Source organism: Streptomyces sp. NPDC029041 (assembly GCF_040637515.1).
Taxonomy (GTDB): Bacteria; Actinomycetota; Actinomycetes; order Streptomycetales; family Streptomycetaceae; genus Streptomyces.
Window position 1 is genome coordinate 182590 of sequence record NZ_JBEZWO010000005.1, and the last position, 19871, is coordinate 202460.

Genomic DNA, 19871 nt, shown 5'->3' on the forward strand with positions numbered 1-19871 from the left:
TCCCGTTGTCCACATGGGGGGCAGGCTACGAGGGCGCAGGGGCGGGGGGCGACGGGATTTCCGGGCCGGGAAACCAGTCCTCGATCTCGTGACGCATGCCTAGTTCGGTGGCCTTCGAAGCGGCCGCACGGAGGGTTGTGGCAGCCGACATGGCTACGACGGCCAAGGTGACCAGGGAGAGTGGAGGGTCGTCGGGACGGGTGGCAGGCCAGTGGGGCTCGGCGGTCAGGGACCGGTACAGGTCCCTCTCCAGTTCGCGCTCCCTGAGCCAGGCGTCGGAGGGGGGAACGAGGTCGTATCCGAAGGCGGCGAGGACATCGGCGGCTCCGTCACCTACTGCTGCCACTACCGCGGGAGACAGCGGACCGTACGTGACGGGGTCGCGAAACGGTCCGTAGGTGAAATGAGTGCTGTCGAAGTAACCGACTGCGTAGAGGGCCTCGGCAGAAACAGAACAGCGGTAGCCCCACTCGGTGTAGTGGGAGATCGCCTCTGCCAGAGGGATACCTGCCCTCTGGGCACTGCGAGCGACTTCGTCAAGGCGCAGAGGACGGTTGGGGTTCAGCCTGACGTTACCGTTGACGAGTCTGGTCTGAACCGGGGACGGCAACTGCTCTTCGGTGTCGGGGACCGTCTCCACTGAGTAGCCGAGCTCCCTCAGCCGTGCTGCGACCGTTTCGACGGGCCTGTGAAGGCTGCGAGCGACGGCGGTCATGTAGAGGAGCGAGACTTCCCGGTCCACCCAAGGTCGCTGCATTTGATAGCGGAGGAGCGACCGGTCGTCCTCTGTGGGTTCCGGGATGTCCGTGACGTTGCCGGGCAACCTGAATCCCAGACCGGACAGAAGATCCGCGATGCGGAGCACCGTCGCGTCTGTTTCATGAGCCAACGAAATCAGCTGGGCCCGGGAGATGCGCAGGGCCTCCTCCGGGGAGGGCGGTGTGGCGTGCGACAACCACAAGCGCGTGAGGATGCGTCGTTCCTCGGCAGTCCAGTGCTCCCTGACCGGGTGGTCGGTCGGTACGAGGAAGCCCAGTTCCCGGAGGCGCTGCGCGGCTTGAGTGGTGGAGCATTTGCGGTTCATCGCACTGAAGCAGATCTGAGGCCCGGAAAGTGCAGAGCCGGGAGTCAGCCATCCAGCGGAACTGCCCATCCTTCGCAGCAGCGGTAGGTCTTCGTATCCGGCAACGAAGCCGGCCAACGGTTCGACCTCATAGCCCAGAGTGGTCAGCCGGTCGGCGATTTCCGCAGGCGGGCGTTCGATCCCTTGACTCAACTGGAAGACGTCAGCGGCGCTCAGCGGTCGGGCGGGGTCGCGCCAGTCCATGAGGCTTCCCAGGGTCCTCACGGCAAGCGGCCCCAGAAACTGGTGCCTCCGCCACTCCCTGTACGAGATGTCCCATCGGCTAGGGCTCTTCGTCAGCAGGCGCATGTCCGATGGCCTGGCGCGCAACTCGTCGGCCGGATACGACCCTCCAAGTACGACTGCGCCCCCAAGACCGGCCCGGTAAAGCGCACGCAGCCGCCAACACAGCACGGCGGACGGCATGTTGTAGAAATAGCGTGCGATCCCTGGATGGGGTCCCTCCGGGTAGGAACCGGTTACCAGGGGAGCCAGATCGTCATCGGCGGGGAAGTAACCGATCTCACTGAAAGGCACAGAAGCACCTCCGATCCGCCACCTCAGATCGGCAAGCTGAGCTTGCTCGGTCACGAGGTCCCCGAACCACAAGGCGTACGTACCGAACTCGTTGAGCCAGTCCGCAGTCGGAAGGGCGAGACCAGGCCGCGCCACGCTCGGCGCGACGGAGGTCATCACACCTCTCACATGGTGGTGATCGAAGGAGCGAACGTTCTTCCGGTCCACGGTGAGTACTGGCGCGTGCTCACCATGCAGATTCACGACGATGCCGTGGGGCAATCGGTGCCGCGCTCGGAAGGCCGGGTCTGACTCCGTCAACAGGCCATCCGACAGGACGATGCCGCTGTGGTCGATCCACCAGAGGTCAGGAGAATCGGACGCGATGCACACGGGGTCATCGTGGAACCGGTCAGGCTGCAACCTGGCGATCTCGATCCCGAGCCCCTTGAGAGACAACTCCCCCGGTACCCACTCGTGCCCCCGAGATCCGTGCACGGCCGACGTCCGATACGGCGCCACCCACAGCAACCTCTGCAGCGCGTCCACGCACGACACATGCTTGCCCTGCCGTGACAGCAACAGCCGTACTGTCGTGCCGGGCTCGGTTCCCTCGCCCACGTCCTCGACCCGGAACAGGTTTCCCGGCCCCGCGATCGTCACCTGGAGCGATCGCCCGGGTCGGCCGTCGCGCCCCATGCGGCAGGTGCGTACCACGATCTCGTCGGCCAGCATGAAGTAGCTCAGGACACCGATGCCGAAACGGGAGTTCGGGTACAGCCTGAGCTTGGGCTCCGGAAGTTCGCTCCACGCGACCTGCTCCTCGATGTACTCGGGCAGGTCGACGAAGCGGGTGCCGCCCTGGGAGAAGACGCTGGCGAGTTCGGTGATACCCATGCCGATGCCGTTGTCGCGGCACTCCAGGTAAGGGCGTCCGTCGGAGCCGACGCCCTGGACGAACTCGATCCGGCCCTCGAAGGGAACCGCGGCCTGCCCGGTGCGCTGGAGATACTGCGTGCGGCAGTCCCGGTAGCGCAGCGCGTCCAGGGCGTTCTGGTAGAGCTCGCGAACCGCCAGTTCGCGATCACCGTAGAGCTGTTCGCCCATGAGGAGTTCCTGGACACGGTCCTCGGCGAGTTGGAAGCGGATCCCGTCCGAGAACTGGTCGGGCGTGTTGCCGTCGAGGCGTACCCGGCTGCCGTCGGCGTAGGGCGGCAGCGCACAGAGCGGGGCCAGAGCCGGGTTGTCGCCGCGGTTGATCTCACGCAGCAGTGTGTCGACGCGGGTGGCGTGCTCCCGCAGGGCGATCTGGACGGCCGGATGGGTGCACACCGCGTTCAGGGAGCGCCCGACACCGGAGTGGCGCCAGTCGGAGCGGCGCACGGTGGCCAGGAGTTCGTCCAGGTCGACGCTGTCGTAGATACCGATGTGCTCGACGACGATCTCGGGCAGGTCGAGAGGGTCCACGGCCATCGCCGAGGCGGCCTTCAGCAGGGCGGAGACCAGGGGAGCACGTACTTCGTGCTCGTCACCCGTGGCGGCGGCGATGACGTCGTGCTCCTCGTGGGACGTGCCTCCCGTGGGGCGGGCGACGGCCCGACGTACCGAGAACGGTGCCGTGCGGTGCTCCTTCAACAGCCGCATCAGGCGATCCGCCGAAAGTGCGTCAGACACCCAAGGAGGTTGGTCCGAGCCGCCCGCCACCTCGCCGAGGAAGGACTTGAGCGTCTCCGCCGCGTACAGCTCCGGCTGCTGGATCAGCCAGCGGTGGAACAGCCACCAGCGGATCCGCTCCACGGAGTCCCGGGCCGCCGGTTTGTCGTGCAGGGTGAGCAGCCTCCGCTTGAGCCGTGGGAACCCCTGGCCGAACTTGCGGAAGCGGGTGTGGTCGGGGCCGGTGGCGCAGCCGTCCGTGCCGAGCACGCCGACGCGCTGTGCGGCCTCCTGGGTCCAGAATGTCTGCTCGACCAAGGGCAGTAGAACCGCCAGCGCGGCCTCGGTCGGTGACAGCTCGGTACCGTCGGTCAGCCGGCCGGTGAGGAAGCCGAGCCTGTCGTGGGTGCGCCGGGCCAGCTCGGCGTCGTGCCACGGGTCGTCCCGCAGGGAGTGCACCGCGATCTCGTAGGCCGAGGCAAGGCGGGATGCCAGGGACGCGCACGTCTCCTGGAGGTGGCGGCGGGCGGGGCCGTCCGGGGTGCGCTGCCAGATCGGATGCCGTTCGGCCGAACGGATCCACGGGTGCGCCTCGGTGCTCCGGTCGGGTCCTGGCAGCAGCGGGAAGTCCTCACCGCCCGGCGCGGCCGCCGTCTCCGTGACGACAGTGATCTGCTGGGGCTGGCGCGTCTTGCCGTACGCACGGTGCAGTTCCTCGACCCGCTTCTGCACCTTCGCCGCGAACTCGCCCAGACGCAGGGCGTGCGGGTCTCCTGCGATCGTGTCCGCGAGGGCGCGGGAGAAGAGGCTGAACGACTCACCCGGCTGCGTACCGGGGTCGAAGCCCGGCCGGACCGTCTCCTTCTCACCGACGAAGAGGGCCAGTTGGGGTGCCGTGCAGGCATGCACGTACGCCACCTTGCGCCGCAGCGCGTCGGCGACCTTGCGACGGGGCCATGGCTGCACTCCGGGAAGCGCCGCCATGGTGTCCCGGTCGATGCCTTCGCGGCAGGCGTCGACGAGGAAGACGACATGAGCCGCCGAGGAGTCCTCCAGCTCCCGCTCCCAGCCGATCTCGATGCAACTCTCGGCGAACACCCCGACGTCGAAGGTGGCGTCCTCGGGGATCAAGAAGTCCTTGCCCTCGAAGTGCTGGCCGTGCCCGCTGAGCAGGATCAGCAATGTGTCGCCCCGGCCGGCGTCGCGCAGGAAACCGCGGATGCGTCCGTTGACGGTGTTCGGTGTGATGCCGCGCTTGCTCTCGACGATCTCCGCGGCCTGGAAACCGCGCTCCACGAGCACGTCCCGGATCCGCTGCAGGTCGTCGCGGACGAACGGCAGGTCCTGGATGCGTGGGTCGTCGTACTCGCTCGCTCCGATGAGCAGGGCCTTGTGCTGGGGCATGCGCGGCGGGTCAGACGGAGCGGGCGGATTCGGGTTCTGCGGTCGTCGCCGCTGTGTTCCCGCTTGCCGCGCTACCGCTCATGCCGTCCCCCTGCCCCTCGGCCGTTCGTCGGACAACTTTAATTCACAGTGCGGTTGTTGCGCCCCCTGAGGGAGGCATCAGGAAGGCCGCTTGAAAATCAGCGTCAGTCCGCGGGTGCCCTGCACCTGACCGGTGCCCAGGAGCTGGACGCCGCCGCTCGCGGTGACCTGGAAGGACAGCTGGGCCTCGGCGAGCGGCAGGGTGCCGCCCCGGGCCGCGGCATCCTCGAACAGCTGCTGGAGAGCGTCGACGGTCTCCGCGAGGTTCTTGCGCAGGGGACCGAGCGGGACGGACCGCAGCGCGGGCTCCCCGCCGCCGAACAGGCCCATCGAGTCGTCGTCGCCCTCCTCGGTGACGGTGACCCAGAACGGCAGGCTCGGCTCGATGACCTCGGGCTCGCTGATGTGGTCCATCCGTGTTCCCTCCCTGTGACGCGGTGCGGCCAACCCTAGGGCGCAATGCCTGGCCCGGAGGGCGAATCCGCGAGCATCTCCAGTTCCGACCGCAGGTTGTAGCGGGCCGTGGCCTCCCACTCGGCCGTGCCGTGCGGTGTCCTGAACAGTCGCGGGAGGCCGAGCAGTTGGCGCAGGATCGCGGCGCGGCCCTCGCGGAAGGCCGGGTTGGGGACGAAGTGGTACTCCTCGCGGACGGCGGTGGTGTAGGCGGCGTACGCCGACGGGGGCGAGGCGAGGACCGCGAGGTCGGCGTCGCACAGGACCTGGCCGTCCGGGTCGTCGTCGGCGGGGTCGTGGGTGACGGTGAGCCGGACCAGGCGGGCCACCTCGGCGGTCTTCGCGTCGGGAACACCGGCTTCGGCGAGGGCGCGTTCGGCGAGGCGGGCCGAGCGTTCCTCGTTCTCGGAGCGGTCGGGCAGGTAGACCGCGTCGTGGAACCAGGCGGCCAGCCGGACCACGTCCGGGTCGCGCGCGTACCGCTGCAGTTCGTCGACCCGGTCGAGGACCGCCGTGAGGTGCTCGACCGTGTGGTACCGGCGTGGGGGCTCCTGCCAGCGGGCCAGCAGGTTGTCGGCGTACGGCGCGGGGTCCGGGCCGGCGGCCGGGCCCCGGACCGCTTCCAGGGTGCGGGCGAAACGGGTGCGCAGCGAGTCGAGATCGGCCATGGGGGCATTCTCCCGCTGAGCGGGCCCGGGCACCTAGCGTGGAGGTATGACGACCCCTGCTGATGTGCATGACGTACGGGACCCCGAGCAGCCCGGGAGGCTGCTGATGATCGAGCGTGACGTGTTGATCCCGCTGCTGCGGGGCCGGGCCGGGGAGGACTTCGCGCGGCCGGTCGCCGCGTGTCCGGGCTGGACGGTGCGGGACGTGCTGGCGCACTGCTCGGCCGCGCTCACGCGGGTGGCGGAGGGCAGGTTCGAGAAGGGCGTGTTCACGCCCGAGGCCAACGACCGGGACATCGCCGATCGGGCCGACTGGAGCGACGCGCAGATCGTCGACGAGCTGGAGCGGGGGATGGGTGAGGCCGGGCCCGTGATCGCCGGGGCGGGCGGGAAGCTGGACGGTCTCGCCCTGGGGGAGTGGGTGCACGCCGGGGACGTGCGCGAGGCCCTGGGTGAGCCGGGGGCCTACGGCGGGGCCGGGCTGCCGGACGCGCTCGCGCTGCTCGCCCGGATCACCCGCGAGCGGGGGCACGTGCCGGTCCACGCCGACCTCGACGATCTGGACGAGCCGCTGCGGCTCGGTGAGAGCGGCGGGGAGCGGCCGCCGGGCCGGTTCATCGGGGACGGGCCGACGCTCGTACGGCTGTACACGGGGCGGCCGGTCGACGGGGCACCGGACTTCGAGCTGGCCGGGGTGGAGGCGAAGGAGCTGAACATCTACGGCTGAGCGCGCTCCAGGGGCATCGGAGGCGGCGCGGATGGGCAGCGTAGTCTTGATTGGACTAGACCTGTCAGTCAGACCTGTCATCGAACGCCGACGCATGCCGACGAAGGGGCCCCATGAGCAAGCGTGCAGTCCTGGAGGTGATCGCCCTCGGCGTCGAGGACGCGGTCGCCGCCCAGGCGGGAGGCGCGGACCGCCTCGAGCTGGTCACCGACATGGCGGCCGACGGGCTCAGCCCGTCGGCCGCCACCGTCGCCGGGATCCGGCGGGCGGTCGACATCTCGCTGCGGGTGATGATCCGTCTGGCGGACGGGTTCGCGGCCGGGGATCCCGAACGGCTGGTGCGGGTGGCCGGTGAGCTGCGGGAGGCCGGGGCGTCGGAGTTCGTGCTGGGCTTCCTCGACGGAGGGGGCGCGGTCGATCTCGCGGCCGTGGAGCGGGTGGTGGCGGTGCTGGACGGATGCCCCTGGACGTTCCACCGGGCCATCGACCGGGCCGCCGACCGGGACGCCCTGCGCAAGCAGCTGGACGGGATGCCGGGGCTGGACACGTACCTGACGGCCGGGGCTTCGGGCGGAGTTGACGAGGGGCTGCCCGTGCTGCTCGCGGAGGCCGGGCGGGCCGGAGAGCCGGGGTACGAGCAGCGGCTGCTGGTGGGGGGCGGGCTGCGGCTCGATCATGTGCCGGTGCTGTTGGAGGCCGGGGTCGACGGCTTCCACATCGGCGGGGCGGCCCGGCCGGGGGGCTGGGACGAGCCGGTGTCCGCGGACGCTGTCGCGGAGTGGCGGGCTGCGCTGGACGGCTCTTGAGAAGGCTGCCCGACGCGGCGAGGGCCGGCTGGGTGCGCGGCCCGGCCCGAGGGGGTGCGGCTGCGCCCACCCTTGCCGCCCTCAGTTCGCTCCTCGACCCGAGCGCAGACGGGTGCGCAGGACTTCGACACCGTCCCCCTCAAGGTCCTCACAGGCCGCCGCACGGCCTGCCATCCCCATCACCAGCGAGAGGGTCGGCCCCCGCAGGAGCCGATCCCCCGAGCCGGTGCTGAACGGCCCATCCGTGGCCTCGACCCGCAGGCCCGCGATCGCTGTGTTGCTCGCGACGGTGAAATCGCGGCCGGCGAAGAACCGGGCCACGGCCGTCGTCGTGGCCACGGGGGGGTGTCCGCACGAGCCCCAACGGCCGGCGGATGTCCTCGCTGTGGACGACTGTCTCGCCCAGCCAGGCCGCAGTGTGTCCGCTCGGCCCGGCAGGCCCGTCGACGACTTCGCGAAAACGCCGCAAGGTCTCTTCAGGTGTGGCACCACGGTGCTGTGCGAGTCGTCGGCCGTTGTGCAGACCGGAGTCGAACCGAGCGGCCACCATGCTCAGCAGCCAGCGCCACATCCTCGTGCTCGCCCCCGCCGTGAGATGGGCTACGACCTCCTCGACGGTCCAGCGTTCACACAGCGATGCTTTCGCCCACTGCGCCTCGCTGAGCCCGACGAGGTCTTGAGCGAGCGCGGACCGCTCGACGCGGATCGCCCTTTCCAGAGCTTCCCGGGTTTCCAGAACGTGTGGTTCAGCCATGGGGCGGCCTCCAGAGATCGGATGTCCTGCATCAGACTCCTGCCGCCGCCCGAACTCATCGGCCGCGTCCACGGCGCGCGCGGCTTCGGCTAAACCAGCTGGTCCGGCAGCGGGGCCATGTGGGTCACCGTCAGGCCCGACACCGCCCTTGTCAGGGCTACGTACAGGCGGCGCAGGCCCGTTCGTTCGTCGGGTTCGCCGTCGACCACCGCCCGGGGTTCGTCCAGGACCACGTAGTCGTACTCCAGGCCCTTCGCCAGTGACGCCGGGACCAGGGTCAGGCGGGTGTCCTGGGTGGTCTCCTCGCCGGGGCCGAGGTACGGGATGCCGGCCTCCGCCAGGGCCCCGGCCAGTTCGGGCACACGGGCGTCCGCCGCGATCAGGCCCGTCGAGCCCTCCTTGCGCAGCAGCTCGCGGCAGGCTTCCACGACGTCCTCCGTGCCGGAGACCGGCCGGACCTCGAAGTGGCCCGGGTTCTCTCGGATCGAGGCCACCGGAGTCAGGCCGGGGGCGATGTGCGGGAGCAGCCGGGAGGCGTAGGCGATGACGTCCGTCGGGACGCGGAAGCCGGCCGTCAGCTCCTCCACCAGGGCGTCCGGCTTGCCGAGGTGGGTCAGCGCATCCGGCCAGCTCCGGGTCGCCCACGGCGTCGTGCCCTGCGCGAGGTCGCCGAGAACGGTCGCGCTGCCGGTGGTGCAGCGGCGGCCGACCGCCCGGTACTGCATGGGGGAGAGGTCCTGCGCCTCGTCGACGACGACGTGCCCCAGGGAGTGCGTGCGCTGGATCAGGTCGGTGGCCTCGTCGATCAGGACGGCGTCCGCGGTGGACCACTTCGCCGCCTTCACACTGCGCGGCGACTTCGCCCAGAGGATCGCCTTCTGCTCGTCCTCGTCGAGGATCCCCTCGGCGTGCATGGCGAGGAACTCCGCGTCCGACAGCAGCCGCAGCACCAGCTTCGCCGGGTCGACGGCCGGCCAGAGGGCCTTCACCGCGGCCTTGACCGCGCTGTTGCGGGCCACCGCGTCCTGCACCCGGTCGTCCGGCGCCTCACCCGACCGTTCCATCTGCACCAGCACGGCGTGCGCGATGCGCTGCGGCAGGGCCTCGCGCGCGGCGCCGTAGCGGATGTCGCGGTCGAGCAACTCGCGGACGATGTCCTCCAGTTCGTACGCCGGGACCCGCCAGCGCCGCGAGCCGCGCACGACCACGACCGGCTCCGTGGGCATCGTGACGTGCGAGTAGAGGGCGCTGCGCAGCACCCGCGCCAGCCGGGCGTCGCCCTTGACGACGGCCGCGGTCGCGTCGTCCGTGCCCTTGATCTCCACGTGCGCCACCAGGTCGGCGACGGTGGCCTGCTGCACGGTCAACTCACCCAGCGCGGGCAGGACTTGCTCGATGTAGTGCAGGAAGGACCGGTTCGGTCCGATGACCAGGGTGCCGGTGCGGGCGAGGCGCTCGCGGTGGGCGTAGAGGAGGTAGGCGACCCGGTGCAGGCCCACGGCGGTCTTCCCGGTGCCCGGGCCTCCCTGCACGCACACCGTGCCCGAGAGCCCGGACCGGACGATCTCGTCCTGCTCCGGCTGGATCGTCGCGACGATGTCCCGCATCGGGCCGACGCGCGGCCGCTCGATCTCCTGCTGGAGCAGCTTGCTGGTCCGGGCCGCCTCGCCGGGGTCCGACAGGTGCTCGTCCTCGTACGCCGTGATGTCACCGCGCGTGTAACCGAAGCGGCGGCGCAGCGCGATGTCCATCGGGTCCTTCTTGGAAGCCCGGTAGAACGGCTGCGAGACCGGCGCGCGCCAGTCGATGACCATGGGGTCGCCGTCCTGGTCGTGCACATGGCGGCGGCCGATGTAGAAGCGCTCCCCCTCCGCGCCCTCCGCCGCTTCCGTGCCGGGGGCGTGCAGGTAGTCGAGCCGGCCGAAGAACAGCGGGGTGTCGCTGAGGTCGGCCAGCGCCTTGACGCGCTCATCGATCTGGCGGGCCAGTACCTCCGCGTTGACCCAGTTCGCGGTGACGTCGCTGATGTCGAGGGCCTCGACGTCCTCACGCATGGCGCGCAGGGCGGACCGGGACGAGGAGAGGTGGGAGCGCTCACGCGCGAGCGGGTCGTCGACGGGCCTGGACAAGGGGGTGCCTCCGGAGGGACCTGCTGAGAGTGGGCGGTGAGATGCCGGCCGGTTTCCGTCCGGTCGGCGGCACTCCGTGAGGGAGGCGGGCAAGAGCGGAGATCCTAGAGGAGCGGGGGCGGTGACCGCCAACGGTTTTCCCGTCCCCGCCAACCCCTTAGGGGACAGGCCCCTACTCCTCGGGGGAGCGGGTCGGCCCAGCGGCGTATGCGGCGCCCGGGTGTTTCGGCCCCGAGACCGACGCGGGCCTTACAGGTGGAAACGCACCATGGAGACATGAGTGCAGCAACCATCCACCCCGCCCCGGGGCCGGGCCGCCCGCCCGGCGCCACCGCCGTGGCAGGCAGCCACCGCCACCGCCTCGGCGACGCCCTGCGCGCCGTCAAGGTCTTCGCGGGCGCCGCCTTCGACGTGATCGTCCTCGGCCAGTACGGAGAGGAAGTCGGCGTGGTCCGCCGCCACAAGTGAGCCGACCCGCCTGTTCCGGACGGAAGCCGGACCGTCCCGGGAGGTGAGCCGATCCACCGGTCCTGGGCAGTGAACCGGCCCGGTTGTCCCGGGAGGTGAGCCGACCCGCCGTCCTGGGAAGTGAGTCGACCCGCCGGTCCGTGGAAGTGAGACGACCGCCGGTCCCGGGAAGTGAGACGGCCGGGCCGTCCCGGGGGCTCACCCGGCTGTCCCGGGGAGGCGGCGGCGGTGATGGCCGCGGTCAGCCCGGCGAAGCCGCCGCCCACGGCCCCTCCCGCTCAGCTCTCCGCGAGCAGCTCGTCCGCGTCCACGATCCGGTACGCGTACCCCTGCTCCGCCAGGAAGCGCTGGCGGTGCGCGGCGAAGTCCTGGTCGATGGTGTCCCGGGCGACCACCGAGTAGAAGTGCGCCTGGTGGCCGTCCGACTTGGGACGCAGCACCCGGCCGAGGCGCTGGGCCTCCTCCTGCCGGGAGCCGAAGGTGCCCGAGACCTGGATGGCGACCGTCGCCTCCGGCAGGTCGATCGAGAAGTTCGCGACCTTGGACACCACCAGCACGCTGATCTCGCCCTCCCGGAAGGCGTCGAAGAGCTTCTCCCGCTGGGCGTTCGACGTCTCGCCCTTGATCACGGGCGCCCCGAGGTGCTCGCCCAGCTCGTCCAGCTGGTCGATGTACTGCCCGATGACGAGGATCTGCTGCCCCGCGAACTTCCGGACCAGCGCCTCCGTGACCTTCCGCTTGGTCGCGGTCGTCGCACAGAAGCGGTACTTCTCCTCGGTCTCGGCCGTGGCGTACGCGAGCCGCTCGGAGTCGGTCAGATTGACGCGGACCTCCACGCAGTCGGCGGGCGCGATGTAGCCCTGCGCCTCGATCTCCTTCCACGGCGCGTCGAACCGCTTCGGCCCGATCAGGGAGAACACGTCCGACTCGCGGCCGTCCTCGCGGACCAGCGTGGCGGTCAGGCCGAGCCGCCGCCGCGCCTGGAGGTCGGCGGTGAACTTGAAGACCGGCGCGGGCAGCAGGTGCACCTCGTCGTAGACGATGAGTCCCCAGTCCCGGGAGTCGAACAGCTCCAGGTGCGGGTAGACGCCCTTCCGGCGGGTCGTCAGCACCTGGTAGGTGGCGATGGTGACCGGCCGGATCTCCTTGCGGGTGCCGCTGTACTCGCCGATCTCGTCCTCGGTCAGCGAGGTCCGCTTCACCAGCTCGTGCTTCCACTGGCGCGCCGAGACGGTGTTCGTGACGAGGATGAGCGTGGTCGACTTCGCCTGGGCCATCGACCCGGCTCCGACCAGCGTCTTCCCGGCGCCGCAGGGCAGGACGACGACGCCCGAACCGCCGTGCCAGAAGTTCTCCACGGCCTGCTTCTGGTACGGCCGCAGCGCCCAGCCGTCCTCGGCCAGCTCGATCGCGTGCGCCTCGCCGTCGACGTACCCGGCGAGGTCCTCCGCGGGCCAGCCCAGCTTCAGGAGCGTCTGCTTGATCTGCCCGCGCTCGGAGGGGTGCACGGCGACCGTGTCCGGGTCGATGCGGGCGCCGACCAGCGGCGTGATCCGCTTCGACCGCAGGATCTCCTCCAGCACCGGACGGTCGATGGTCGTCAGGACCAGCCCGTGCGCAGGGTGCTTCGACAGGGTGAGACGGCCGTAGCGGTCCATCGTCTCGGCGATGTCGACGAGCAGCGCGTGCGGCACCGGGTAGCGGCTGTACTGCACGAGCGCGTCCACGACCTGCTCGGCGTCGTGGCCCGCCGCGCGGGCGTTCCACAGGCCGAGCGGGGTGACGCGGTAGGTGTGGATGTGCTCGGGAGCCCGCTCCAGTTCCGCGAACGGGGCGATGGCCCGGCGGCAGTCGTCGGCCTGCTCGTGGTCGACTTCCAGGAGCAGGGTCTTGTCGGACTGGACGATCAGCGGACCATTCACGCGCGGCACCCTTTCTGCGGCCGGAGGGCTCGGACGGCTCGACAGCACGACGCCTCGGCCAAACGTCCAGTGTGCCTGATCGACCGGGCCGGGTGGTGTGATCTGTGCGTCCAGTCGTACTGAATGCCTATTCATCCCAACGTGTGGTGTGAATTCAGTTTTTCCCTCGCGGCCCCGAAGAATGGCGCACGTGCGCAACCCGACGACCACCACGCTCGGATACGCCCTGTTCGCCACCCGCTGGCTCCAGGCCCCGCTGTACTTCGGGCTGGTGGCCGCCCAGGGCGTCTACGTCTACAAGTTCTTCAAGGAGCTCTGGACCTTAATCCTCATGTGCGTGAGCGGGCACGCCACCGAGACGTACGTGATGCTCGCGGTGCTCAAGCTGGTCGACGTCGTCATGATCGCCAACCTGCTGATCATGGTGATCGTCGGCGGCTACGAGACGTTCGTCTCGCGCATCGGCCTGCAGGGCCACCGTGACCAGCCCGAATGGCTCTCGCACGTGAACTCCAACGTGCTGAAGGTCAAACTCGCCACGGCGATCGTGGGCATCTCCTCCGTGCACCTGCTGCAGATGTTCGTGGACGTCCACCACACCTCCCGGCACGCGCTGCTGTGGGGGACGGTGATCCACATGGCGTTCATCGCCTCCGCGGCGATCCTCGCCTACATGTCCGGGCCGATGGTCGCGCAGGCGGACCGCGGCCACGCCGACCACGCGCAGACCGGGCACGCGCAGAACGGGAAGGATCAGGCAGGGCACGCGCAGGACGACCCGCCCCGGGACAGTGCGGAACCCGGGGCCCCGGTGGCCGCGCCGGCCGTCCCCCGGCAGCCGGAACCGGACACCGACACCGAGGCCCGGATCCGTGCCGCCGGCTTCCCCGCCCGCAAACTGCTGGAGGACTTCGACCAGCAGCACCCCCGGGACTTCGACCGGGAGGCGGTGGCCCGGCTCGGCAAGGCGGAGTTCGTCGCCGCCCGGCGCAACGTGGTGCTCGTCGGGCCGCCCGGTACCGGCAAGACCCATCTCGCCGTCGCCCTGGGCGTCCGCGCCTGCCAGGCCGGGCACCGGGTGCTGTTCGCGACCGCCGCAGAGTGGGCCGCCCGGCTCACGGAGGCCCGGGCCGCCGGCCGGCTCGACGCGGAGCTGACCGCTCTCGACGATCACCCCCTCCTGATCGTCGACGAGATCGGCTACACGCCCTTCGACGCGGCGACCGCGAGCCTGTTCTTCCGGCTCGTCGCCCACCGCTACGAGCGGGCTTCGCTGATCGTGACCAGCGACCGCCCGCTCGGGCGCTGGGACGAGGTCTTCGGCCCGTCGGCCCCGGCGATGACGGACCGCCTGGCCCACCACGCCGACCTCGTGCGGCTCGACGGGGACAGCTACCGCACCCGCCGCGCTACGTCAGCGTGGGCAGACTGACGTTCTGGACCAGCGGGCCCTCGATGGAGACCCCCTCGGTGACCAGCGGTTCCACGGCTGCGACGGGCAGGGGCAGCGGCGCCGCGGGGGCCGCTGCGGCGGAGGGCGCGAGCACCCCCACGAGCACCACGGCACAGAGAGCGGCGACGGGCAGGTTCTCACGCATTCGGACGGCACGGCCTTTCGGTGACTGACATCGGGGGACGGCGGCACCGCACCGCCGCGAGCCGGCCCGGGGGCGCCCGGACCGGCCCGAAGCCGCGCGGCGGCGGATCAGATCTGCGGTGTCTCCAGGACCAGGCCGGCGACGTCGATGCCCACCGCGGAGGCCGGGGTGGCGAGCCCGCCGAACGTCATCAGGGCGGCGGTGACGAGGACGGCGGCGACTCGGCGGACAGCGCGCATGGGGGTTTCCTTTCGGAGCGGCTGACAGGAACACCCGGTGGCTGCCCCCGCGCGCACGGCGTGATGCGGCACGCCCGGGAAGGTCGCCCGAGCGTGGGAAATCCCCGGCGTGGCGTGCATGAACGCCCATCCCCACCCGAACGGGTGACGCGGCCTCCCCGGTGCCGTCAGCCCGCGTCGTCGGCGAGTTCGGCGACCCCGGTGATCCGGTGCAGCGGATACGTACGGACCTCGTCCGCGGTGTGGTCGTACGCCGTGACGAAGCCGCCCTCGACGCGGATCGGGGCGATGACCCGCTGGCTGGCGGCGCCCTCGGCGTTGACGTAGCCGATCCACAGGGCCTCGCCGGTCAGGACGGCGGCCTGCATGGTGGCGAGGGTCTCGGCGGCGCCGGTGCGGGGCAGCTCGCCGTCGGCCGCCGGGGCGGTGCCCGGCTTGCGCGGGGCGGTGGAGGCCAGGTCACCGGCCCGGATGGCGCGCAGCGCGGCCGACAGCAGGGTGTCGTCGGGGACGGGCGGGCCGTCCGGGACCGGCTCGGGCGGGGTGCGGGGCGGGGTGCGGTGGGCCAGTGCGCGGGTGATCAGCACATCGCCCTCGGCGGACTCGGCGGCCGGCGCGAACCCCATCGCCCGCAGGCCTTCCAGGAGGCCCGCCGGGTCGGCCTGGGCGGCCAGCACGGTCGGGGCGAGGCGGCGCAGCCCCAGCCCGGCGGCCCGCTTGTCGGCGAGGATCTCGCTGAGCACCGCGTCGTCGTCGCAGCGCACGTACGCCGAGGCCGCGCCGACCCGCAGATGGCCGTGCCGGCGGGCCACGTCGTCGATCAGGTACGCGAGGGGCTGCGGCACCGGCGTGCGGGAGTGCGCCGTAAGGAAGGCGTGCAGGTCGGAGGCGGCCCGACCGGCGTCGAGCGCCCGCCGCACCGAGCCGGGCGTGAACCGGTAGACGGTCGCCCCGCCCTTGGACTCGACGTCCGCCAGCACGCTCAGCATGTCCGCGAGCGGCCGCTGCAGGGGCCCGGGCGCCACCGCCGTCAGGTCGGCCTGGAGCAGCACGTGGTCCAGCGGTTCGGGCAGCAGCGGCGCGAGCAGCCGGGCCGCGGCGGCGGACGCGACGGCCTGTTCGGCGGGGGAGAGGGGAGCGAGCGGGGTGGCGCGGTGATGATGGTGGTGCACGGGCAGCTTGTCCCCCGGCCCGGCGGGTTCCGCCTCCGGACCCGGCGCGGGCGCCGCGGGCGCGCCCAGCAGCGCACGGCCGTGGGCCGACAGCGCGCCCCGGCCCGTGACGCCCAGCAGCTCCGCCTCGGACAGGGCCCACTCGGCGAGCCGGCCGCGCAGGTCGTCCTCGCGCCGGTCGCCGCGCAGGGGCCGCTCCCAGCGCAGCCGGGCGAGCACCGACCCGGGGGCGGGCGCGGCGCCTTCCGGCAGCCCGGCCAGCAGCGTCAGCACCCGGTGCCGTACCTCGGGCGCCGCCGAGCGGTCCAGGCCGGGCCCGAGCGCCGACAACGTCCGGTCCTTGGCGTCCCGCCCGCCCACCAGGCCGGCCGTCCGGGTCGCCGCGAGCCACGCCGTGACCAGCTGGGACCAGCGCTCCGCGGCGGGCTGCTCCAGCCACTCGTCGTAGGCGGGGGTCGCCGCGTACCGTTCGTCGGCCTCGCCGTCCGAGGCGAGCAGGCCGGCCGCGTACGCCAGCTCCACCCAGAACGCGGCCGTCGGCTCGGGCACGTCGAGGGCGACGGCGGTCCGCTTCAGGTCCCGCACGCTCAGCCCGCCGGCCCGCAGCACCGCCGGCCCGCCCTCGTCCCAGTCCTTCAGCAGCTCCTCGACGGTCGCGAGCGCGGTGTACGCCTGCCCGGCCGCGGTGCTGTCCACAACCTGTGGATGATGGGCGGCCGCCGCCTCGACCACCGGCGGCACCGGCTCGGCCGCCCGGTGCGCCAGGCCCCGCCGCAGGTGCAGGGCGACCTCGCGCGGCATGACGACCGTCCCGGGCGCCGTCGGCAGCAGCAGGCCGCGGTCCAGCAGCCAGCGCAGCCGGGGCGCGGGATCGGCGGTGACCTGCCCGTACGGCGGCCCCCACACCAGGCGTTCCAGCACGTCGAGGGAGTCGGCCGGGGCCTCGGCCAGCAGCGCGGCCATCCGGGCCCGGTCGGTGAACAGCCCGGCCAGGGCGGTCACCGCGGAGACCGAGTCGTGCGTCGAGGCCAGTCCGGCGGCCGCGACGATCTCCTGGATCCGGCCCGGGGACATCCCGGCGGTGGCCTCCTGGACCGTCGGGCCGAGCCCGGTCGGCGAGGGGTGCTGCGGCGAGGGGGCCAGCAGCTCACGCGCCGTGCGGACCAGCCGCAGCCGGTCGTCGTCGCCCCACACCAGGGCCTGCTCGCGCAGCAGGCCGACGGCGTGCGGCAGGGCCGCGACGACGGCCGGGTCGGCGTCGTCCCCGGCCATCAGCCCGAGCAGTTCGCCGTACGTCGCGGGGTCCGCGGCCACGGCCAGCGCCTCCGCCGTCTGCAGCGCGAACCGGTCCAGCCGCTCCAGGGCCCGCACCACCGAGGCCCGGGTGCCGGCCCGGGTCGCGAGCTGGGTGAGGTCGGTGGGGACGGGCGTGATGAGATCCGGGCGGCCGCGCAGGAGCGCGCCCAGCGAAGCATCGCCCCGCGCGCGGAGCGCTTCCGCGAGGGAACGGGGGGCCGGGGGCCTGTCCTCGGTGCTCATCCGGTCCACGGTAGCGGGTCGCCCCCGGCGGCCGGGCCGCTCGTGCGCCGCCCCGCCCCCGTACGCGGGACGGGCTTTTGGCCGCTGACAGGGCACTCGCGGTACCGTCGGGCGACGGCGTCACGCAACGCACCCGCCCCGGAGGGGACTTCGTGGGGATTGAGAGCGACCAGGTCGTTTACGAGTATCTGAGCCGCGTCGGCGACGTGGCCCAGCAGCGGCAGCTGTCGTCGGCCACCCGCATGCGTCTGGTCGCCGACCTGCGCAACGAGATCGACCAGCGCCGCTCGAAGGCCACCGTCGACTCGCCCGCCGCCGTCCGCCGCATCCTGTCCCGCCTCGGCAGCCCCGACGACGTCGTGACCGCGGCGGCGGGCGGCACGGCACGTGAGCCGTACAGCGCCGCCCCCGCCTCGGTCCCGGTGCAGCGTGAAACCGGGCCGGAGGAGCGGGGCGAGCGGGCGAAGGGCGTCATGCGGCGCGTCGTACCGCGCCCCCGCCCGGCGCGGCCCGCCGAGGACCCGCACCCCGCGGCCTCCGACGGTGCGGCCCCGCCGCATCTGGCCGCCGGGCACGAACTCGGGGACAGCGCGCTCCAGCCGGACTGGTGGCGGGTGGAGAGCGGCCCCTTCGGCGTGGGCGACGAGGTGCCGGGCTTCGTGGGCGGTGTGGAGCTGCCCGAGCTGCTGAAGCCGCCGGCGCCGCGGAAGGCGGAGCAGGAGAAGACGGCCGCCGAGGAAACGGCCCCGGCCGTGGAGTCGGCCGAGGTGACCGAGAAGGGGGGCCGGCGCCGTCTCGTGCGCCTCCCCGCCGGGAACTGGAGCAACCCGCTCCTCCTGATCGCCGCCGGGCTCCTCGTCGCCGGTGCCGTGCTCGGCAACTGGTTCGTCCTGCTGCTCGGCTGGCTCATCGCCTACGCCTCCCGGCGCCTCACCCAGGCCGAGACCAAGTGGGCGGTCGTGATCCTGCCCGGCCTCTCCCTGGCGGGGGGCCTGGTCTGGCTGTGGGGCCGGATGGACGGCCGCTGGGGCACCCCCATCGCCGAGGGCCACATGAACGCGGCCGTCTCGGAGACCTGGCCGTGGGTGGTCAGGGGCGCGGCGGTGGCATCGGCCCTGTTCCTGGTGTGGCGCTCACAGCGCTCGCGCTAGCCGGCGCCCCGGGGAACGCCCGCCGGCCACCGGCGGACGTCTGCCGTTCCCACCGCCTGGGCACAATGGCCCATATGGCACTCACCGTCGGCTTCGACCTCGACATGACCCTCATCGACTCCCGGCCCGGCATCCGCGCCTGCTACCAGGCGCTGTCCGAGCGCACGGGCGTGTACATCGACGCCGACCTGACGGTCACGCGGCTCGGACCGCCGCTGGCCGAGGAACTGATCAACTGGTTCCCGGCCGAGGAGATCCCGGCCATGGCGGACCTGTACCGGGAGATGTACCCGGCGATCGCCATCACCGCGACCCCGGCCCTGACCGGCGCCCGGGAGGCCATCGCGGCGGTACGGGAGGCCGGCGGCCGCGCGATAGTCGTCACCGCCAAGTACGAGCCCAACGCCAAACTGCACCTCGCCCACCTCGGCATCGAGCCCGACGCCGTCATCGGCGACCTGTGGGCCGAGCAGAAGGCGGAGGCCCTGCGCGAGCACGACGCGGACGTCTACGTCGGCGACCACGTCGGGGACGTCCGCGGCGCCCGGGCCGCCGGGGCCCTCTCGGTCGCGGTGGCCACCGGCCCCTGCCCGCCGGAGGAACTGCGCGCGGCGGGCGCGGACGTCGTCCTCACCGATCTGACCGAATTCCCGCGGTGGCTTTCGGACTACCGTCCCGCACGCGCCTGACGCCGTCCCGCTGCCACGGAACGCAGCACTCCCGCACCGGCCATCAGGAATCCGACGGCCATGAGCATGCTCAATCCGAACATGTACGTCGGAAAGGGAGTCGTCCCGAGCAGCAGCGGGGCGACCGTGACCAGTGTGGCCAGGGCACCGATGAAGAACACGACGGCTCCGGCCCGGACCAGGCGGTCACCGGGAGCGGCGGAATTCGTTTGGGTTTTGTCACGCACCCGACCAGGGTAGTTCCCAGCGCGAAGGAACAACCGGGTGACGTCTTGTCACCGGCTGCAAGAGCATTAGCCTTGGTACCGGCGGGTCCGTACGACCCGCCCGAGTGCTATCAAGAGCCGTTTCCAGAAGCAGTTTTCCGACGAGTACGAGGACGAGGACAGACGTGCCCACCGGCAAGGTCAAGTGGTTCAACAGTGAGAAGGGCTTCGGCTTTCTCTCCCGTGACGACGGCGGCGACGTCTTCGTCCATTCCTCGGTCCTCCCCGCCGGAGTCGAGACGCTCAAGCCGGGCCAGCGAGTGGAGTTCGGCGTCGTCGCCGGACAGCGCGGTGACCAGGCGCTGTCGCTGGCCATCCTGGACCCCACCCCGTCCGTCGCCGCCGCGACCCGCAAGAAGCCGGACGAGCTGGCCTCCATCGTCCAGGACCTGACGACGCTGCTGGAGAACATCACGCCCATGCTGGAGCGGGGCCGCTACCCGGAGAAGACGGCGGGCAAGAAGATCGCCGGCCTGCTGCGCGCGGTCGCCGACCAGCTGGACGTCTGAGACC

General features: G+C 71.9%; 17 protein-coding genes. 7 read left to right on the forward strand and 10 right to left on the reverse strand.

Going from position 1 to position 19871, the window contains the following annotated elements; translation table 11 throughout:
- Positions 1–25 precede the first annotated feature (25 nt).
- From AB0F04_RS14220 to AB0F04_RS14230, 3 genes are all read right to left on the reverse strand, one after another.
- Entirely contained in the window at positions 26–4696 is a 4671-nt protein-coding gene (locus AB0F04_RS14220; RefSeq protein ID WP_362041150.1) for a caspase family protein, read from the reverse strand.
- A 159-nt stretch (positions 4697–4855) separates the two neighbouring features.
- Complete coding sequence (locus AB0F04_RS14225) at positions 4856–5191, reverse strand: hypothetical protein (protein WP_362041152.1); 336 nt, start codon at positions 5189–5191, stop codon at positions 4856–4858.
- Positions 5192–5226: 35 nt separating this feature from the next.
- Positions 5227–5898, reverse strand: a complete 672-nt coding sequence (locus tag AB0F04_RS14230) for a hypothetical protein (RefSeq protein WP_362041153.1) — start codon at positions 5896–5898, stop codon at positions 5227–5229.
- A 46-nt stretch (positions 5899–5944) separates the two neighbouring features.
- Between AB0F04_RS14230 and AB0F04_RS14235 the strand changes: the two genes are divergently transcribed.
- Positions 5945–6625 carry a maleylpyruvate isomerase family mycothiol-dependent enzyme gene (locus tag AB0F04_RS14235; protein ID WP_362041154.1) on the forward strand — a complete coding sequence of 227 codons (681 nt, stop codon included), beginning with the start codon at positions 5945–5947 and terminating at the stop codon, positions 6623–6625.
- Between the two features lie 113 nt (positions 6626–6738).
- The gene (locus AB0F04_RS14240) at positions 6739–7431 is read left to right on the forward strand and encodes a copper homeostasis protein CutC (protein WP_362041157.1); all 693 of its coding nucleotides are present in this window, start codon (positions 6739–6741) and stop codon (positions 7429–7431) included.
- Positions 7432–7579: 148 nt separating this feature from the next.
- Here the strand turns inward: AB0F04_RS14240 and AB0F04_RS14245 are convergent, their stop codons facing one another.
- Complete coding sequence (locus AB0F04_RS14245) at positions 7580–8185, reverse strand: maleylpyruvate isomerase family mycothiol-dependent enzyme (RefSeq protein WP_362041159.1); 606 nt, start codon at positions 8183–8185, stop codon at positions 7580–7582.
- 89 nt (positions 8186–8274) lie between these two features.
- A complete protein-coding gene (locus tag AB0F04_RS14250; RefSeq protein ID WP_362041161.1) occupies positions 8275–10314 on the reverse strand; it encodes a UvrD-helicase domain-containing protein in 2040 nt (679 codons plus the stop codon).
- A 276-nt stretch (positions 10315–10590) separates the two neighbouring features.
- Between AB0F04_RS14250 and AB0F04_RS14255 the strand changes: the two genes are divergently transcribed.
- Entirely contained in the window at positions 10591–10782 is a 192-nt protein-coding gene (locus tag AB0F04_RS14255) for a hypothetical protein (RefSeq protein ID WP_362041163.1), read from the forward strand.
- A gap of 278 nt (positions 10783–11060) precedes the next feature.
- On the opposite strand, the gene AB0F04_RS14260 is transcribed toward AB0F04_RS14255, so the two are convergent.
- The gene (locus AB0F04_RS14260; RefSeq protein ID WP_362041165.1) at positions 11061–12704 is read right to left on the reverse strand and encodes a DNA repair helicase XPB; all 1644 of its coding nucleotides are present in this window, start codon (positions 12702–12704) and stop codon (positions 11061–11063) included.
- Positions 12705–12885: 181 nt separating this feature from the next.
- Here AB0F04_RS14260 and istB point away from each other — a divergent pair, with 181 nt between their 5' ends.
- Complete coding sequence (gene istB, locus AB0F04_RS14265) at positions 12886–14136, forward strand: IS21-like element helper ATPase IstB (RefSeq protein WP_362041166.1); 1251 nt, start codon at positions 12886–12888, stop codon at positions 14134–14136.
- Here the strand turns inward: istB and AB0F04_RS14270 are convergent.
- From AB0F04_RS14270 to AB0F04_RS14280, 3 genes are all read right to left on the reverse strand, one after another.
- Positions 14114–14302, reverse strand: a complete 189-nt coding sequence (locus tag AB0F04_RS14270; RefSeq protein ID WP_362041169.1) for a hypothetical protein — start codon at positions 14300–14302, stop codon at positions 14114–14116. The two genes, istB and AB0F04_RS14270, sit on opposite strands and share 23 nt — an antisense overlap.
- A 107-nt stretch (positions 14303–14409) precedes the next feature.
- A complete protein-coding gene (locus AB0F04_RS14275) occupies positions 14410–14541 on the reverse strand; it encodes a hypothetical protein (RefSeq protein ID WP_362041171.1) in 132 nt (43 codons plus the stop codon).
- A gap of 167 nt (positions 14542–14708) precedes the next feature.
- Positions 14709–17252, reverse strand: coding sequence for a helicase C-terminal domain-containing protein (locus tag AB0F04_RS14280; RefSeq protein ID WP_362041172.1), 2544 nt, complete (start codon positions 17250–17252; stop codon positions 14709–14711).
- A 152-nt stretch (positions 17253–17404) separates the two neighbouring features.
- Between AB0F04_RS14280 and AB0F04_RS14285 the strand changes: the two genes are divergently transcribed.
- Both AB0F04_RS14285 and AB0F04_RS14290 read left to right on the forward strand, forming a co-directional pair.
- Positions 17405–18403 (forward strand): hypothetical protein, encoded by a 999-nt coding sequence (locus tag AB0F04_RS14285; protein ID WP_362041173.1) that lies wholly within the window; start codon positions 17405–17407, stop codon positions 18401–18403.
- 65 nt (positions 18404–18468) lie between these two features.
- Positions 18469–19092 (forward strand): HAD family hydrolase, encoded by a 624-nt coding sequence (locus AB0F04_RS14290; RefSeq protein ID WP_362041175.1) that lies wholly within the window; start codon positions 18469–18471, stop codon positions 19090–19092.
- Here the strand turns inward: AB0F04_RS14290 and AB0F04_RS14295 are convergent.
- On the reverse strand, positions 19071–19319 hold the full coding sequence (locus AB0F04_RS14295; RefSeq protein ID WP_053672617.1) for a hypothetical protein: 249 nt from the start codon (positions 19317–19319) through the stop codon (positions 19071–19073). The genes AB0F04_RS14290 and AB0F04_RS14295 overlap by 22 nt on opposite strands.
- A 164-nt stretch (positions 19320–19483) precedes the next feature.
- Here AB0F04_RS14295 and AB0F04_RS14300 point away from each other — a divergent pair, with 164 nt between their 5' ends.
- Positions 19484–19867 (forward strand): cold-shock protein, encoded by a 384-nt coding sequence (locus AB0F04_RS14300; protein WP_003991106.1) that lies wholly within the window; start codon positions 19484–19486, stop codon positions 19865–19867.
- Positions 19868–19871 lie beyond the last annotated feature (4 nt).

Coding starts and splice junctions, on each gene's coding strand:
- AB0F04_RS14220 (WP_362041150.1), bottom strand. CDS start 4,696: ATGCCCCAGCACAAGGCCCTGCTCATCGGAGCGAGCGAGTACGACGAC.
- AB0F04_RS14225 (WP_362041152.1), bottom strand. CDS start 5,191: ATGGACCACATCAGCGAGCCCGAGGTCATCGAGCCGAGCCTGCCGTTC.
- AB0F04_RS14230 (WP_362041153.1), bottom strand. CDS start 5,898: ATGGCCGATCTCGACTCGCTGCGCACCCGTTTCGCCCGCACCCTGGAA.
- AB0F04_RS14235 (WP_362041154.1), top strand. CDS start 5,945: ATGACGACCCCTGCTGATGTGCATGACGTACGGGACCCCGAGCAGCCC.
- AB0F04_RS14240 (WP_362041157.1), top strand. CDS start 6,739: ATGAGCAAGCGTGCAGTCCTGGAGGTGATCGCCCTCGGCGTCGAGGAC.
- AB0F04_RS14245 (WP_362041159.1), bottom strand. CDS start 8,185: ATGGCTGAACCACACGTTCTGGAAACCCGGGAAGCTCTGGAAAGGGCG.
- AB0F04_RS14255 (WP_362041163.1), top strand. CDS start 10,591: ATGAGTGCAGCAACCATCCACCCCGCCCCGGGGCCGGGCCGCCCGCCC.
- istB (WP_362041166.1), top strand. CDS start 12,886: ATGGCGCACGTGCGCAACCCGACGACCACCACGCTCGGATACGCCCTG.
- AB0F04_RS14270 (WP_362041169.1), bottom strand. CDS start 14,302: ATGCGTGAGAACCTGCCCGTCGCCGCTCTCTGTGCCGTGGTGCTCGTG.
- AB0F04_RS14275 (WP_362041171.1), bottom strand. CDS start 14,541: ATGCGCGCTGTCCGCCGAGTCGCCGCCGTCCTCGTCACCGCCGCCCTG.
- AB0F04_RS14280 (WP_362041172.1), bottom strand. CDS start 17,252: ATGAGCACCGAGGACAGGCCCCCGGCCCCCCGTTCCCTCGCGGAAGCG.
- AB0F04_RS14290 (WP_362041175.1), top strand. CDS start 18,469: ATGGCCCATATGGCACTCACCGTCGGCTTCGACCTCGACATGACCCTC.